This is a genomic window from Caballeronia sp. SBC1, assembly GCF_011493005.1.
Classification (GTDB): domain Bacteria; phylum Pseudomonadota; class Gammaproteobacteria; order Burkholderiales; family Burkholderiaceae; genus Caballeronia.
On sequence record NZ_CP049156.1, the window covers coordinates 3763025 to 3776886 of the forward strand.

Genomic DNA, 13862 nt, shown 5'->3' on the forward strand with positions numbered 1-13862 from the left:
GCGGTGACCTGTACTACCGCTGGCGGAATAATCAGCATCCTTGGCGGTTCAGACGGGCGTCCCCCCAATTGAATCTATCCGGGCGCCATGCAGATGTCGCGGGAATATGCAGATGAATCCGCCGCTTGCCCCCACACGGCAGCGTATTTCGCCGCCTCTCCTGCTTTTCCGACCTGCCCCGGTGGCACGGACCTCGCAAGGCCGCGTGCCCGCTATTGCTGACCGCGTGTTGGCGCGTTGCAGTCGGGCGTGCCGTTACTCTTTAGAAGCGGTGTGATGCCCTGGCCTTCTGCAATCAGATAACGGCAACCTGTTTGGTGATCCGTTTCCATCTGCACGTTGATGTCCTCCGTGGTATCGCGAGTGAACCGCGGTGATGAGTAGGAGTTAGTGGTCTGCTTCGGGTCAGTGCTTTGAGCATGTGCGCTGTATCCAACCAACGCTGCAAGCAATACAAGTAGCCACTTCATATTTTGTACTCCGTGATTTGTAGTCTGTGAGTCTTAGCGATATAGCACCTTAGTGTGCGAGTGAATCGGCAAGGGTAAAGCACCAGTGTGCGCCGGCACTCGCCCCGGGAGGAGATAAGTCGACAAACTTGGGCCGGTCGGCTCTTCTCCAGTGGTTCTACTTCGTACCGCGCTCGCGCAAATAGTTCTCAAATATTTTCAGGACTTCGGGCATATTTCGGCGGCCAAAACCAATCCGGACATGTTCGTTGCCGTGATCAACCAGCGTGCTGGGCAGCAGAAGCACGCCGGTACGCTCGAGGAGTTCGGCACAGAAACGCTCTGCTCCTCCGCCCTTCAGGCGCGGGAAGGCAACCGTCCCCGCTGACGGCCGGCGCCACTCCAGAATCTCGTGATGACGGGCGAAGAAGGTATCGAGGATGGCGAGGTTATTTCTGACAATCGACGCATTGCGTTCAACCAACTCGCTGGTGTGACGCACGGCAATGGCCGCGAGATACTCGCTGGGCGCGCTATTGCAGATGGTCAGGTAGTCCTTGAACGTGCTCATGGCCGCGAGCACATCGCGGTCCCGGGTGGCGACCCAGCCAACGCGCAGTCCCGCCAAGCCATGCGACTTCGATAAAGCCCCAAGCGATATCGCTTTCTCATAGAGATCGCAGGCTGCAGGCAAACGCGCGGCGGGATCATGCTCCAGCCCGCGATAGACCTCATCGCTGAATAGCCAAAGACCGCGTTGCCGGCAGAAATCGACGATCGCTTCAAACCGCTTGCGCTCAGGCAGATAACCGGTCGGATTGTGCGGGGCGCAGATCAGCAACGCTTTCGTTTCCGGCCTGACGAGCTTCTCCAATTCGTCGGGGTCCAGAGCCCAATTCTCCGATTCGCGTGCAAGCCACGGCGACACCGAAACACCCGCCGCTTCAGCGATCGAGTAATGCGATTGATAACCGGGCATGTGGACGATCATATGATCGCCTGCCTTGAGCATTGAATGGACGAACGAGAAAATGGCTTCCTGCGCGCCCGTATGCACGATCAGGTTGTCCATATCGATTGATTCGTACAACGTCGCAAGTTCTCGCCGAAGTTCAGGAGCACCGGGATATTCGGTGTATCCCAGACGCAAGCTGCCAAGACCTTCTACAGCGCCGGGTTCGAATGCAAGCAGGTCCGCGATCGACATGGATTCCGGGTCCGAACTGCACAGCAGGTAGTGCGCGGTGAATTCGTGAACAGCGAAATAACGCTCGAGTTGAAACGGCGATGGAGCCATGAGTTTTTCCGGGAAAAGTAGCTGTCTTTGCAGCGGATAGCGAGACGCGCACGGGCGGCAACCGCAGCCCTGGTCCGCTAAAAAGGCCGGTGGACGGGCACGATCAACAGGCGTAGTCTGCCCTTCGTCAATGCTTAAAAGAAGCTAACTTTCCTAATGTGAGTTAAATTTTCCTAATGTTAGATTACGCCTTGCTCGATGCACTCGGAGCCGTGGTGCGCCTCGGCTCGTTCGATCGTGCCGCGCGGGAACTGAATGTGACGCCATCAGCCGTTTCACAGCGGGTGAAACTGCTGGAAGAAAGAGTCGGGAGCGTATTGGTGAAGCGTGGGCAGCCGTGTATTGCCACGCCTCCGGGCGCGCTCCTTTGCCGTCATATAGAACGCGTGCAGCGTCTCGAAACAGAACTGGGCGGGCAAATGCCGACCTTGCCGGGCATGCGCGCCGGAAAGTGGCCGACGTTTCGCATGGCGGTCAACGACGACAGCGTCGGCGCCTGGTTCATCGACGCCATCTCCGGCTTCTGCGCCGAGCGGGAAATGCTGCTCGACCTGGTTATCGAAGATCAGGAATACACGGCGCAACAACTCCGCGACGGCAGCGTTCAAGGTGCAGTCACCACGCAGGCCGAACCGGTGCAAGGATGCCGCTCGACCAAGCTGGGGCGCATGCGCTACCTGCCCGTTTGCTCACCCGCGTACTTTGACCGGCACTTCAGCGCGGGGGTCACGCGCGATGCGCTGCGTCACGCGCCGCGCGTCGACTTCAATCCAAAAGATCAGATGCAAAAACGCTTCATGCGACGGATCACGCGTGCCGATCTCGATCCGCCAAGGCACCTGATTCCGCACGTAGCAGGTTATCTGCGTGCATGCCTGTCCGGGATGGCGTGGGGCATGTGCCCCACGCAGATGATCGGGCCGGCGCTCGCATCGGGCGAGCTGATTGAAATGGTGCCGGGCGCGCATATCGACGTCGATCTGTATTGGCAGAGCTGGCGGCTGTCCATTGGTTGGCTCGATGACTTCAGGGCCATGCTCCAGCAACGCGCGACCGGATTTCTCGACTGACTTCTCGACCGACATGCGCGATTGAAGAACGCAAAAGCGCGATGCAGTCAGGCCATCTATCATGTCTCCCAACCGCGAAGGGCTCGCACCGAAGAGCCGGCGATTTCCAGGTTTCCAAGGAGGATGGCTGACATGAAAAAGCTCATCAACGACGTCTCCGCGGTCGTGCCCGACATGCTCGACGGACTCGCCGCGCTCAACCCCGGCTTGTCGTTGCTGCAGGGCAGCACGATCATCGTGCGCGCAGACGCCGAGGCCGCAGCAGCACGCGGCGAAGTGGCCCTGATCTCGGGCGGCGGCTCGGGGCACGAACCCGCTCACGGCGGTTACGTGGGTCCGGGCATGCTCAGCGCGGCGGTCGCTGGCGAGGTCTTCACGTCGCCCTCGACCGATGCCGTCCTCGATGCCATCCGCGCAGTCGCTGGTCCCGAAGGCGTGCTTCTCATCGTCAAGAACTACACGGGCGACCGCTTCAATTTCGGCCTTGCCGCGGAGATCGCGCGGGCCGAGGGCATTGCGGTCGAAATGGTGATCGTTGCCGACGATGTTGCTCTGTCAGCGCACGGCGAGCACGCCGGCCGGCGCGGTCTTGCCGGAACCGTGTTCGTGCACAAGATCGCGGGCGCCGCTGCCGCCGAGGGCCGACCGCTCAGCGAAGTAGCGCGGATTGCGCGCGACACGGCCGCAGCACTTGGCACCATGGGCGTAGCCCTTACGCCGTGCACGGTGCCGGCAGCGGGCAAGCCGGGTTTCGAACTTGCCGATGATGAAATCGAATGGGGTCTCGGCATTCATGGCGAGCCCGGCGTGCAGCGCGGCGCGCTCGAACCGGCAGAGCAGATTGTCGGGCGCCTCCTAGAGAAGATCATCGACGATCTTGCATTGAAGCCCGATGACCGCGTCGCGTTGCTCGTGAACAATCTGGGCGGCACGCCGTCGAGCGAACTGAGCATTGTTGCGGGATCGGCGCTGCGCTACCTTCGCGAACATAAGGTTCACGTCGAGCGTGCCTGGTCGGGCACGTTCCTGAGCGCGCTCGATATGGCCGGCATTTCCCTCACGTTATTGCGCGTGGACAATCAACGGCTCGCATGGCTAGACGCCACCGCGCAGACCACAGCATGGCCCGCGTTGAGCGGCCGCGTCGCGCAGGCATCGGTTAAGCCTGCACCTGTCGCGCCGGTCACAACTAGCGGCGCACGGCTCTCGCATGACTCCTCGTTGCGACGGGTTATCGAAGCGGTATGCGCGTGCCTTCTCGAAGCCGAACCGGTCCTGACCGAGATGGATCAGCGCGTGGGCGACGGCGATCTCGGCATCAGCCTGTCACGCGCAGCCCGGAGCATCCTCCACGAGATCGATACCTACCCCTCGGAGACCGCACCGGGGGCCGTGCTGCGGACCATGTCCGCCACCATCCGGCGCGTGGTGGGCGGCACATCGGGGCCGCTCTACGCGGTTATGTTGTTACGCGCGGCAGCGGTCATCGAACAGTCCGGTGAGTCCGGCGTCAAGGATTGGTCGGCGGCGTTCACTGCGGCTGTCGATGGCGTGACGGCGCTGGGTGGCGCGCATCCCGGCGATCGAACGATGGTCGATGCGTTGCATCCGGCAGCCGTTGCTCTTCAAAACGCGCTTGCGAAAGGCGGTATCGATACGGACGAAGCACTAAAAGCAGCCGTCGATGCAGCGACGTCAGGCGCGGCGCAAACGGCGTCGATGACACCACGGCTCGGACGTTCCAGTTACGTGGGCGATCGTGCGCTAGGTTTCCCCGATCCCGGTGCGCACGCGGTTGGCCTCTGGCTTGCCGCAATTCGAAGCTCGCTGAAGAAGACAGCTTGAGCACCTAAACGACGAGCACCCGCCTATCCGCCGCTTCGCTACGGCCGCCGAGCTGGCGAGCTTTATCGTCTTCCTGCGCTCGGAGCGTGTGAGCCATAGCGTGGGATCGACTTATTTCGTCGATGGCGGGATGCTGAAAACAGTCTGGCGCGTGCCCATGCGCTCAACTGTCTTTACGGCTCACCGACAAGTTGTTCTCCCGCCGGATCTCGCGGATGAGCGCGCTATGGTCGAGATCGCCGTCGCCGTGCTCGACCATTGAAGCGAACAGTGCGTCCACAATGTGCGCCACCGGCAACTCCAGCCCGAGCGACCGCGCCCGCGCCAATGCGGTCCGCGTGTCCTTCAACTGATATTTCACGGCACCGCCGGGAGCGAACGATTCGTCAATCATGCGTTGTCCGTGCATGCGCAAAATCGGCGAATCGGCAAATCCGCCAGCGAGTGCTTCGATGACCTTCGCCGGGTCCGCGCCGCCACGCTCCGCAAACAGCAACGCCTCAGCAACGGCTGCAATCGTGTTTGCGACGATCAACTGATTCGCGAGCTTGGTCTGCTGCCCGGTTCCGGCGGGGCCCACGCGCACCGGCCGCCCCATCGCAGCAAGCAGTTCGCGAGCGGCCTCGAAGGTGTCCAGTTCGCCGCCGGCCATGATCGCGAGCGTTGCATCAATCGCGCCTTGCTGGCCGCCTGACACCGGCGCGTCGAGATAGCGGAAACCACGCTCGGCGCTCATTCGCGACTGTTCAACGGCGGTCTCCACGGGGATCGAACTCATCACGATCACCGTTGCGCCGGCGCTGAGCGCAGCGAGGACGGTCTTGTCGTGGAATACGACAGCGTCGCAGGTCGGACCATCGCTCAGCATGCAGATCAGCACGTTCGCGCCTTGAGCGGCGTCTGCCGGCGTGTCGCAGACTACGGCCCCTTTTTCTGCGAGCGCGGAAGCTTTCTCTTTCGAGCGATTCCAGGCTCGCACGCCATATCCGGCCGCCAGCAGATTACGCGCCATCGGCTCGCCCATCAGGCCGGTCCCTAGAAATGCAATCACCTCGTCCTTCATGCGTCACCTCGTTGTTCGATAGTCACTATCGGCATGGTCGCCGATCCGGGACGGCGCGGCAACAGCAGCGCGCCCACCCCGCCCGCACCGACCAGCCAGATTGTGGTGGTGAACCGGGAAGCGCTCGTGCAGCTTCATGCCTGAGGCGATGTTTGCACGCAAAGCTCTGGATAACTCCTGCATAACTCAGTGAAGACCTGTGGGCGAAACCTTGATAACTCGGGTGCTGTGCATAACACGCCAGAAGTTATCCTTCGCCCACCGACGCACTCCCCACTTCGTACGCGAGTTACCTGTTCGCTAGAGCGTTGATCGGAAGGAAGATTGATCGCTTATCCACAGAAACGATCGATGCTTGTTAACTATTACTATGTATACATATCAATCCATTGAAAACCATAAGACATGGATGCGCATGGTGACTTGAAGCTGCCTTTTTTATGAGCGCGCCGTCTGAATGCGATGACCCACGGCGTCGACTTCCCCGCGACGCGATGCGACGCAAACCCAACCGCGGTCGCAAAACGCTCCCAATCAAATTTTCGTTCGCCTCAACCACAAACCGGCTGGCCTCATCTCCTGACAACACCTCAACCCTCAGTAGTTAACATATGTTGTAATTTATTTTGATATGGCAACATATGGTTATCGGTGCTGCGAAGCGCTATCGATAATCAACGGAAACACTGAGGAATGTCATGAACCGGTACGCATTGCTCTCAGCCGCCGTGATGGCCGCTGTATCCACGGGCGTCTTCGCGCAGGATGCTCAAACCACCCTGGGCAAGATCCAGGCTGCCAATACGATTGCAATCGGGCATCGGGAAACTTCAGTCCCTTTCTCCTATATCGATGCCAACAATGAGGTCATCGGCTTCTCGCAAGATATCTGCAACAAGGTAATTGACGCGGTGAAGGCGAAGATCAAGAAGCCTGACCTCAAGGTACGGTTCATCCCGGTCACGTCGCAGAATCGGATTGCGTTGGTGCAGAACGGCACGATCGATCTCGAATGCGGCGTCACCACGAACCTGAAGGCGCGGCAGGCTCAGGTCACGTTTTCTGACACGTTCTTTGTTGCGACAACTCGCCTGCTGACGCGCAAGGATTCAGGCATCAAGGACTTCCCGGACCTCGCGGGAAAGACCGTCGTCACGAATCAGGGAACCACGTCTGAGCGAATTCTCCGCAAGATGAATGAGGAGAAAAAGATGAACATGCAGATCATCAGCGCGAAGGATTATGGCGAGGGCCGCCTGACGCTGGAAACCGGCCGGGCGGTGGCATACATGATGGACGACGTGCTTCTGGCAGGTACGCGCTCGCTGACGAGCAATCCCTCGGACTATGTGCTGGTCGGCACGCCGCAGTCTTCCGAAGCCTATGGCTTCATGTTGAGAAAGGATGACCCCGAGTTCAAGAAGCTGGTGGACGACACCATGAGCGAAGTCATGAAGGGACCGGAAATCAAAACCATGTACGGCAAATGGTTCATGAAGCCGGTGCCGCCGAAGAACATCAGCTTTGATTTCCCGATGAGCGACAGCCTTCAAAAGCTGTACGCCAATCCGAACGACACCGCTTTAGAGTGAATATTTGTAGGGCGTGAAAAAGCCACCTTCTTTTACGAAGGTGGCTCTTTTATTTGGACCGCGTTATTCCGGGAACGGCAGTGTGGTCTGCCCTTCGGCGCGCATGCCGAACGTGTTCAGGGTCATGGCGACCAACGCGTAGTAGCCGAGTAATCCGACGAGATTGATGACGACCACATGCTCGAAACGTGCGACGGCTGCTGCGAACGTCTTGTCCGATACTCGCCTGGTTTCGTATAGCTCGGTGGCGAATTCATAGATGAGCGCGTCGTCGGCGTCGTCGAAGGTGGGACGCTCGCCTTGCTGGATGGCATCGGCGACCGCCTTTGGAACGCCCGCATCCAACGCGATGGGATAGTGGATGAACCACTCCCCTTGCGATTGCCATCGCGCGGCGGTGACGAGAATCGCCAGCTCCGACAAGCGCAGTGACAAGCCCGTCTTGTATCGACAAAACGCGCCAAGCCGTTGCGCGTGATCAGCCAATTCCGGGCTATGAATCCATCCCAGGAACGGGCCGTTCAAGTTGCCGCGCGGACCGGTCAGGATGCTTTGAAGAACGGTCTTTTGCTCGTCTGTGGCGTTAGCGATATCGAAATTCGGAAGGCGATGGGTCATGGGTTGTCCAGGGTTTGATTGTCGCTTAGCGAGCGCTCATTGCACCGATTGCCGTCAATGCCCCGTCTATGGCATCAGTCAAGCGAGCGCCGATTGCATCGATTTGCCCCGCCGTCGCGATGAACGGCGGCGCCAAAAGCACGTGGTCGCCAATCATGCCATCAACCGTACCGCCCATCGGATAGACCATCAGGCCGCGCTTCATTGCTTCGCTCTTGATCACGGCGTGTAATTTCTTGCTTGCATCGAATGGAGTCTTCGATGCCCGGTCCCGCACCAGCTCCACGCCGATAAACAAGCCCCGGCCACGAATATCGCCGATGAACGGATGATCTGCATAGTGAGCGCGGAGCAAGCCACGAAGCTGCTCGCCTCTTGCCTGCACGTTGTCCAGCAACTTCTCGTCCGCGATGACCCGCTGGACCTCCAGTGCTGCCGCACAAGCCGTCGCGTGGCCGATGTACGTGTGCCCATGCTGGAAGAAACCGGAGCCGTTGACAATGGTGTTGTAGATCTCGTCGCTGACCAGCGTCGCTCCAATCGCCTGGTAACCGGCCCCCAGGCCCTTCGCGATCGTCAGAAGGTCCGGTGTGACTCCGTCCTCTGCGCAGGCGTACAGGTGGCCGGTACGCCCCATCCCGGACATGATTTCGTCCAGGATCAGCAATACGCCGTACTTGTTGCACACGGCGCGGATTTTCTTGAAGTATTCGCGCACCGGCGGCACCGCGCCCGCGGTCGCGCCCACAACCGTTTCGGCGACGAAAGCTGCGACCGTATCGCCGCCGAGTTCCAGGATTTTTGACTCGAGTTCGTCGGCCAGGCGTTGTGCGAACGCTTCCTCGGTTTCATCGGCGCGCTGCTCGCGATACGCGTAGCAGGGACTCACATGGTGGGCTTCAATGAGGATCGGAAGAAATGGCTCACGACGCCAGGCGTTTCCGCCGATAGCGAGCGCACCGAGCGTATTGCCGTGATAACTCTGGCGACGCGCGATGAAATGACGCCGCTGGCCCTGACCCTTTTCGACGAAGTATTGCCGCGCGAGCTTGAGGGCGGCTTCTATCGCTTCAGAGCCGCCGGATGTGAAGTACACGTGGCCCAAGCCCGCGGGCGCGTCCGCGATCAAGCGATCCGATAGCTCTTCGGCAACTGCCGTCGTGAAGAAAGAAGTGTGAGCGTAGGGAAGCTGCTGCGCCTGCCGCTTGATGGCGTCGATGACACGTTGATTGCTGTGGCCGAGACACGATACAGCGGCACCGCCGGATGCGTCGATGTAGCGCTTACCCTCCGAGTCGATGATTTCGATTCCATCGCCGGCAACTGCAATAGGGAGTTTTGCTCGCGGGGCGCGATGAAAAACGGTTGTCATTCTGACCTCGACGTTTGCGACGATGACGGGTGATCGTCACTTGGAGAATAAAGGTTCTGAGCGGACGTTCGCCTTGCTTGCCAACACCCTCCTCCTGCATGAAGGTCAGGTGACGACAACATCAAACGCTCAGTAACATGCGATGCTTCATTCTCCATCGTTACAACATATGTTGTCAACGCGGATATCGCGGGGCTTTTAGAGCGATTAGATGAAATTCTGATGGCTGGGAGAACTGAGCGCACGTTGACGCAGCGGCTGGGAGCTTTGCGTCTCCGCGCTCTGGAACAAGGCTTACGACGAGTAAGCGCCCTTCGCGTGGAGCGCGGATTCGGCTTCTTCCAGCAATTCGACGGCCGATCGTCCTTCGAGTGCAAGCAGATGAGCAACCAGCGACTCGGCTATCGCGGATGCCGCGACGAGCGACGGAAAAAAGGACGGGCTCTCGTGCGAAAAGATAAGCACGTGATCGGCGTTGAGGGCGAGGGGTGACACGGCGCTGTCGGTGATGGCGACAAGCTTGCAGCCCTGCTCCTTCGCCGCTTGCGCGACGCGCACGGCTTCCGCCGAATACGGGGCGAAGCTGGTTACGACGGTCGCGTGCCCTTTGGCCATACCGCGTAGCTGCATTTCCAGCGTGCCGGCCTCGCCGTTGACCAGGCTCACCGATGACCGGAATAGCCGATAACCGTAGACAAGGCCGAACGCGACTGGATAACACGAGCGGAATCCCGCCACGTGGACGTGGGGCGCTTTGCGCAGCATCTTCGCGACCTCGACGATCTTCGTGCCGTTCTGCGCGAACGTGACTTCGAGGTTGTGGCTTTGCGCGATCGCAAGTTCTTGAACTAGCGACTCGCCCGAGCCGCCTTTGACTAGCGCGCGGGCTTTGGACGTTAGCGCTTCCGGCCGGGTACGAACACGCGCGACGAATATTTCCCGAAGCTCGTTCCAGCCAGGGAAGCCCAGTTGCTGCGATAACCGCACGAGAGCTGCAGGTTGGACGTTAGCTCGCTCGGCCACCTTCCGCATTGACAGAACGGCGACCTCGTCCGGGAAGTTCAGCAGGAAACCGGCGCCCGCCTGGAATTGCGGGCTGAGCTCGGGAAACTTCGCACGTATCGATAAAACCAGGTCTTCGAAATTGGACGACACGAAACAAGCCTCGTTAGGTTGACAACATTTGTAGTTTAACGAGGTTGCTGCATAGACGGGCTGTTGTTGGTGGTTGGTGAATGGCAACGAATGTCAATGGCCCTCGTTTCTCAGGCGTATTGGCTTCCGCTTCGGGCCATAGCCGCGAGAACAGAGATCGGAACAACGTGGTTGGTTACGCGAGTTCGACGGGGCCTTTGGGCGTTCTCGAATGCACGATGCTCAGCTTGACAAGATCCGCCCGTGCACGATTCGCGGTTCGGCTTGCGAGCCCCGTCATAGCTTTGAATGGACATTCGGCCGCGCTTGAGGCGACTATTCTGGCGGATCTCCATGCGGAAAATTTCGGCCGGAAATCACTCCATTACATAGGGTTAGCTGATTCATGGCGGATAGCCTGATGCAGTAAAAAATGCCCTTCGGAGGAGCCGGGGCCTCTATTTTTTACTTTCTGTGCCGTAAACCCGGTCATCGCCTATCCACGACACTCGGGCAGTCCGTTGCCGCAGAACCCCTACACCGAGTCGATAATGTCGCCACGATTGTGGGACGACGACCTTCGGACCGAGTGCACTCACCACAACGTTAACGTGTCTGTTTCTATTACCACCGGAAAACTGGCTGTTCTCGCAGGCCGACATCCTATGATTGTCGGTGTGCTAGGTAGCCTACTGGCAGTGGTCGTGATTGCAATCAGCCTGGTCACACTTCTCGCCTCTCGTGACGCTGCTGTCGACCATGCTCATGAAACGTCCCGAAACGTCACGGCTGTCTTGGTCAGCAACATCGCCCGGACTATTGAAACGTCTGATAATTCCCTTCGCGCTCTGGTCGCGTTGCTGAACAAGCCCGCCATCCAAACTATCGATCCGGGCCTACGTCACGAATTGCTGTTTGATCGGACCGCTGCCGAGTATGTCACCGGCATGGGGATCACAGATGACCGGGGTCGTCTGATCGACGGCTGCTGCTCGAGCTCCCATACCTGGGATTTCAGCGACCGTGACTATTTCATTGCGCATCGCCAGTCGGCGAATGTTGGCCTCTATGTGTCATCAGTCTACCGGGCGCGGTCGCGGCCAGATGCGCAGTCAATTGCGATGACGCGAAGGATGAACCGGCCCGACGGTTCGTTCGGGGGAGTGGCGATTGTTGCCATTGACGTCGAATACTTTAAGCAATTGCTTGCAAAACTAGACGTGGGGCCAAACGGTGTCACTGCGATCGTTCGCACGGACGGCACGCTGGTGGCCAGAAATCCCCCATTCAGCCATGCCAGACCGGTCAATCTGGATAAGTCACTGACGTTTCCGCGTATGGTGAACCATGATTCCGGGTTCTATGCTGCTCCCTCGATCTCGGACGGGGTTGTGCGCCTATATACATTTCAGCGGGTTCCCGGGACGCCGCTTATCGCCGTTATCGCGCCGGCGGAAAGCGACGTGCTGGCCTCCTGGAAGCGATTGTCATGGATAGTCGGAATCTCAGCGTCGTCTGTCAGCCTTGCGTTCTGCACGGTGGTCTGGCTCCTTGCTTTTGCATTGCGGGACCACGCAAAGGCTCAGGTACTGCTCAAGGAGTTAACGCAAACCGACCCGCTTACAGGGCTCAAGAACCGTCGTGCTCTCGACCATGCCCTCGAAAACGAGTGGGGAAGACTGCAGCGCGGCAATGGTTCATTGTCGCTGCTGTTCGTCGATGCGGATAGCTTCAAACAATACAATGACGAGCACGGTCACGCTCAAGGTGATATTGCACTGAAACGTCTCGCAGAGTGTATCAATCGACACGTGCGTCGCCCTGGCGATCTCGCTGCGCGATATGGCGGGGAAGAGTTTGTTGTCGTGCTGCCCAATACGGAAAAAACGGGAGCAGTTCAGATCGCTGAAGCTATACGCCAGGAAGTTGAGCGTGGTCGGCTGACCGTACCATCCGAGGCAATTCCACATTTCACGGTCAGTATTGGGTGCGCGACCGGTCGACACTCACGTCCATCGTCACTAGATCAATTGATCAATTCAGCTGATCTGGCGCTGTACGAGGCCAAAAGGAGTGGAAGGAACGCCGTCGTCGCCGCAGACGATATTGTTGCTCCGGCTCCGCCGCGAAGCTGATTACGCTCCTTGACACGGTGGCTCGTCTGTCATCAACGTTGCTGCGCACGGAGCACTGGCGTTTCTTCTCTGACGAGTGTCTTCGGATCGGTCGTGTATTGGATGAATCGATGCCTCTCGTGTGCGAGACGTTCGACGTACTCCATGTATTGGGCTCGCCCGTCAGGGTAGCTCCAAAAATAGCAATTCACCCTTGCGAAGAACGCGCTTAATTATAAGCAACCGCTTTTCTACAATATAGACGCGTTATTTACATCGGAATTCCGATCCAATCAAGGAGATGGTGTCATGAACAAGGCAACCAGTACATTGATCGCGGCCGTCGCTGCACTCACGTTGTCAGGCGCCGCTTATGCCCAGAGCAACAACTCGCTGGCGCGACCGAGCGTAACGTCGCCCGTCAGTGCAGCGGGCGGCTATGGCACGCCAGGCACTACCAACTCGGACAGCGGAAAGCCCGCCGGATCGGCAAACTCAGGGGTGCCAAATAGCGTGAATGGCACGACGCCCGCGCCCACCGTTTGGCCAAACAACAATTCGCTGGCGCGACCGAGCGTAGTGTCGCCGGCGGCTGGTCAATAACAACTGTTGGCGATGGCGATTAGCTGCGAAATTGTCATGGCCACCGGATTCGTGGGGGAGAGGGTGACCGCTCTCTGCTCATTGGCAAAAGGAACACTGGCGGTTCTTCAAAGCGAGCCGACATTCCGTGTCATCGAACGACAGATAGCTCGCCATCGCTTCGGCAGCATTGCGGCGGCCGTTAATTATCAATAGTCCTAATAGTATTGGAGCGAGATCCAAGCTGCGCCTGATCCATAGGTAAAGCGTTAATTTGCTTACAAATTTTGCAATTTTGTTCTCCCAGGTGAATGCCGGGCGTATCAGGCGTGCCGCACCAAGTTTCTTGTTCGAAGCGTGGCATTCCGATGTTACGCAGGACGCAATCTAGGCAAAGGGTATCCGTTGCGACCTCCGTATCAGCGATACTTGCGACTGCCCTATTTCATCTGCCGCGAGAAAACGCGGTTGTGGGACATGCCGTGATTCCAGCGAGCAAGTGTTTCTTTCGTCGGCGAGGCGAATGGCCGCTTGCGAGAAAATTGACGGGACCGCTGTGGGTCGAGAAGACTCATCTGATTTTCTTGTCAGCAGACATTCGTAGCAGCGCAACCACGAGGTATCCCGAACGGCCACTGACTCATTGATTCAAATCTCAAGCGTCTCGTCTTTGTTCCATCCGGGCACCACCACCTTGCCTCCAATCACACTCAACAAGGTGGCGGA

General features: G+C 58.8%; 11 protein-coding genes. 5 read left to right on the forward strand and 6 right to left on the reverse strand.

Annotation, left to right across the window (positions count from 1 at the left end):
- Nucleotides 1-212 precede the first annotated feature (212 nt).
- Nucleotides 213-470, reverse strand: a complete 258-nt coding sequence (locus tag SBC1_RS16840) for a DUF6440 family protein (RefSeq protein WP_165092807.1) — start codon at nucleotides 468-470, stop codon at nucleotides 213-215.
- A 157-nt stretch (nucleotides 471-627) separates the two neighbouring features.
- Nucleotides 628-1746 (reverse strand): aminotransferase class I/II-fold pyridoxal phosphate-dependent enzyme, encoded by a 1119-nt coding sequence (locus tag SBC1_RS16845; protein ID WP_165988582.1) that lies wholly within the window; start codon nucleotides 1744-1746, stop codon nucleotides 628-630.
- 176 nt (nucleotides 1747-1922) lie between these two features.
- On the opposite strand from SBC1_RS16845, the gene SBC1_RS16850 reads away from it, so the two are divergent.
- Both SBC1_RS16850 and dhaK read left to right on the forward strand, forming a co-directional pair.
- Entirely contained in the window at nucleotides 1923-2816 is an 894-nt protein-coding gene (locus SBC1_RS16850; RefSeq protein WP_165988584.1) for a LysR family transcriptional regulator ArgP, read from the forward strand.
- A gap of 132 nt (nucleotides 2817-2948) precedes the next feature.
- Nucleotides 2949-4661 carry a dihydroxyacetone kinase subunit DhaK gene (gene dhaK / locus SBC1_RS16855; RefSeq protein ID WP_165988586.1) on the forward strand — a complete coding sequence of 571 codons (1713 nt, stop codon included), beginning with the start codon at nucleotides 2949-2951 and terminating at the stop codon, nucleotides 4659-4661.
- Between the two features lie 163 nt (nucleotides 4662-4824).
- On the opposite strand, the gene SBC1_RS16865 is transcribed toward dhaK, so the two are convergent.
- Nucleotides 4825-5724: an NAD(P)-dependent oxidoreductase gene (locus tag SBC1_RS16865; RefSeq protein ID WP_165988588.1), complete on the reverse strand. Its 900-nt coding sequence runs from the start codon at nucleotides 5722-5724 to the stop codon at nucleotides 4825-4827.
- A 698-nt stretch (nucleotides 5725-6422) separates the two neighbouring features.
- Here SBC1_RS16865 and SBC1_RS16870 point away from each other — a divergent pair.
- Nucleotides 6423-7316, forward strand: a complete 894-nt coding sequence (locus tag SBC1_RS16870; RefSeq protein ID WP_165988589.1) for a glutamate/aspartate ABC transporter substrate-binding protein — start codon at nucleotides 6423-6425, stop codon at nucleotides 7314-7316.
- Nucleotides 7317-7379: 63 nt separating this feature from the next.
- Here the strand turns inward: SBC1_RS16870 and SBC1_RS16875 are convergent, their stop codons facing one another.
- From SBC1_RS16875 to SBC1_RS16885, 3 genes are all read right to left on the reverse strand, one after another.
- Nucleotides 7380-7934 (reverse strand): carboxymuconolactone decarboxylase family protein, encoded by a 555-nt coding sequence (locus SBC1_RS16875; protein WP_165988591.1) that lies wholly within the window; start codon nucleotides 7932-7934, stop codon nucleotides 7380-7382.
- A gap of 25 nt (nucleotides 7935-7959) precedes the next feature.
- Nucleotides 7960-9306 (reverse strand): aspartate aminotransferase family protein, encoded by a 1347-nt coding sequence (locus tag SBC1_RS16880; RefSeq protein ID WP_165988593.1) that lies wholly within the window; start codon nucleotides 9304-9306, stop codon nucleotides 7960-7962.
- A 294-nt stretch (nucleotides 9307-9600) separates the two neighbouring features.
- Nucleotides 9601-10461: a MurR/RpiR family transcriptional regulator gene (locus tag SBC1_RS16885; RefSeq protein ID WP_165988594.1), complete on the reverse strand. Its 861-nt coding sequence runs from the start codon at nucleotides 10459-10461 to the stop codon at nucleotides 9601-9603.
- Nucleotides 10462-11105: 644 nt separating this feature from the next.
- Here SBC1_RS16885 and SBC1_RS16890 point away from each other — a divergent pair.
- Together SBC1_RS16890 and SBC1_RS16895 are read left to right on the forward strand one after the other, a co-directional pair.
- Nucleotides 11106-12575 (forward strand): sensor domain-containing diguanylate cyclase, encoded by a 1470-nt coding sequence (locus tag SBC1_RS16890; protein WP_243830296.1) that lies wholly within the window; start codon nucleotides 11106-11108, stop codon nucleotides 12573-12575.
- 288 nt (nucleotides 12576-12863) lie between these two features.
- A complete protein-coding gene (locus SBC1_RS16895; RefSeq protein ID WP_165092817.1) occupies nucleotides 12864-13157 on the forward strand; it encodes a hypothetical protein in 294 nt (97 codons plus the stop codon).
- The last annotated feature ends 705 nt before the right edge of the window (nucleotides 13158-13862 follow it).

What these genes read in the sequence shown, in the direction of transcription:
- SBC1_RS16840 (WP_165092807.1), bottom strand. Translation starts at nt 470, where the DNA reads ATGAAGTGGCTACTTGTATTGCTTGCAGCGTTGGTTGGATACAGCGCA.
- SBC1_RS16850 (WP_165988584.1), top strand. Translation starts at nt 1,923, where the DNA reads ATGTTAGATTACGCCTTGCTCGATGCACTCGGAGCCGTGGTGCGCCTC.
- SBC1_RS16890 (WP_243830296.1), top strand. Translation starts at nt 11,106, where the DNA reads ATGATTGTCGGTGTGCTAGGTAGCCTACTGGCAGTGGTCGTGATTGCA.
- SBC1_RS16875 (WP_165988591.1), bottom strand. Translation starts at nt 7,934, where the DNA reads ATGACCCATCGCCTTCCGAATTTCGATATCGCTAACGCCACAGACGAG.
- dhaK (WP_165988586.1), top strand. Translation starts at nt 2,949, where the DNA reads ATGAAAAAGCTCATCAACGACGTCTCCGCGGTCGTGCCCGACATGCTC.
- SBC1_RS16870 (WP_165988589.1), top strand. Translation starts at nt 6,423, where the DNA reads ATGAACCGGTACGCATTGCTCTCAGCCGCCGTGATGGCCGCTGTATCC.
- SBC1_RS16895 (WP_165092817.1), top strand. Translation starts at nt 12,864, where the DNA reads ATGAACAAGGCAACCAGTACATTGATCGCGGCCGTCGCTGCACTCACG.
- SBC1_RS16845 (WP_165988582.1), bottom strand. Translation starts at nt 1,746, where the DNA reads ATGGCTCCATCGCCGTTTCAACTCGAGCGTTATTTCGCTGTTCACGAA.
- SBC1_RS16880 (WP_165988593.1), bottom strand. Translation starts at nt 9,306, where the DNA reads ATGACAACCGTTTTTCATCGCGCCCCGCGAGCAAAACTCCCTATTGCA.
- SBC1_RS16865 (WP_165988588.1), bottom strand. Translation starts at nt 5,724, where the DNA reads ATGAAGGACGAGGTGATTGCATTTCTAGGGACCGGCCTGATGGGCGAG.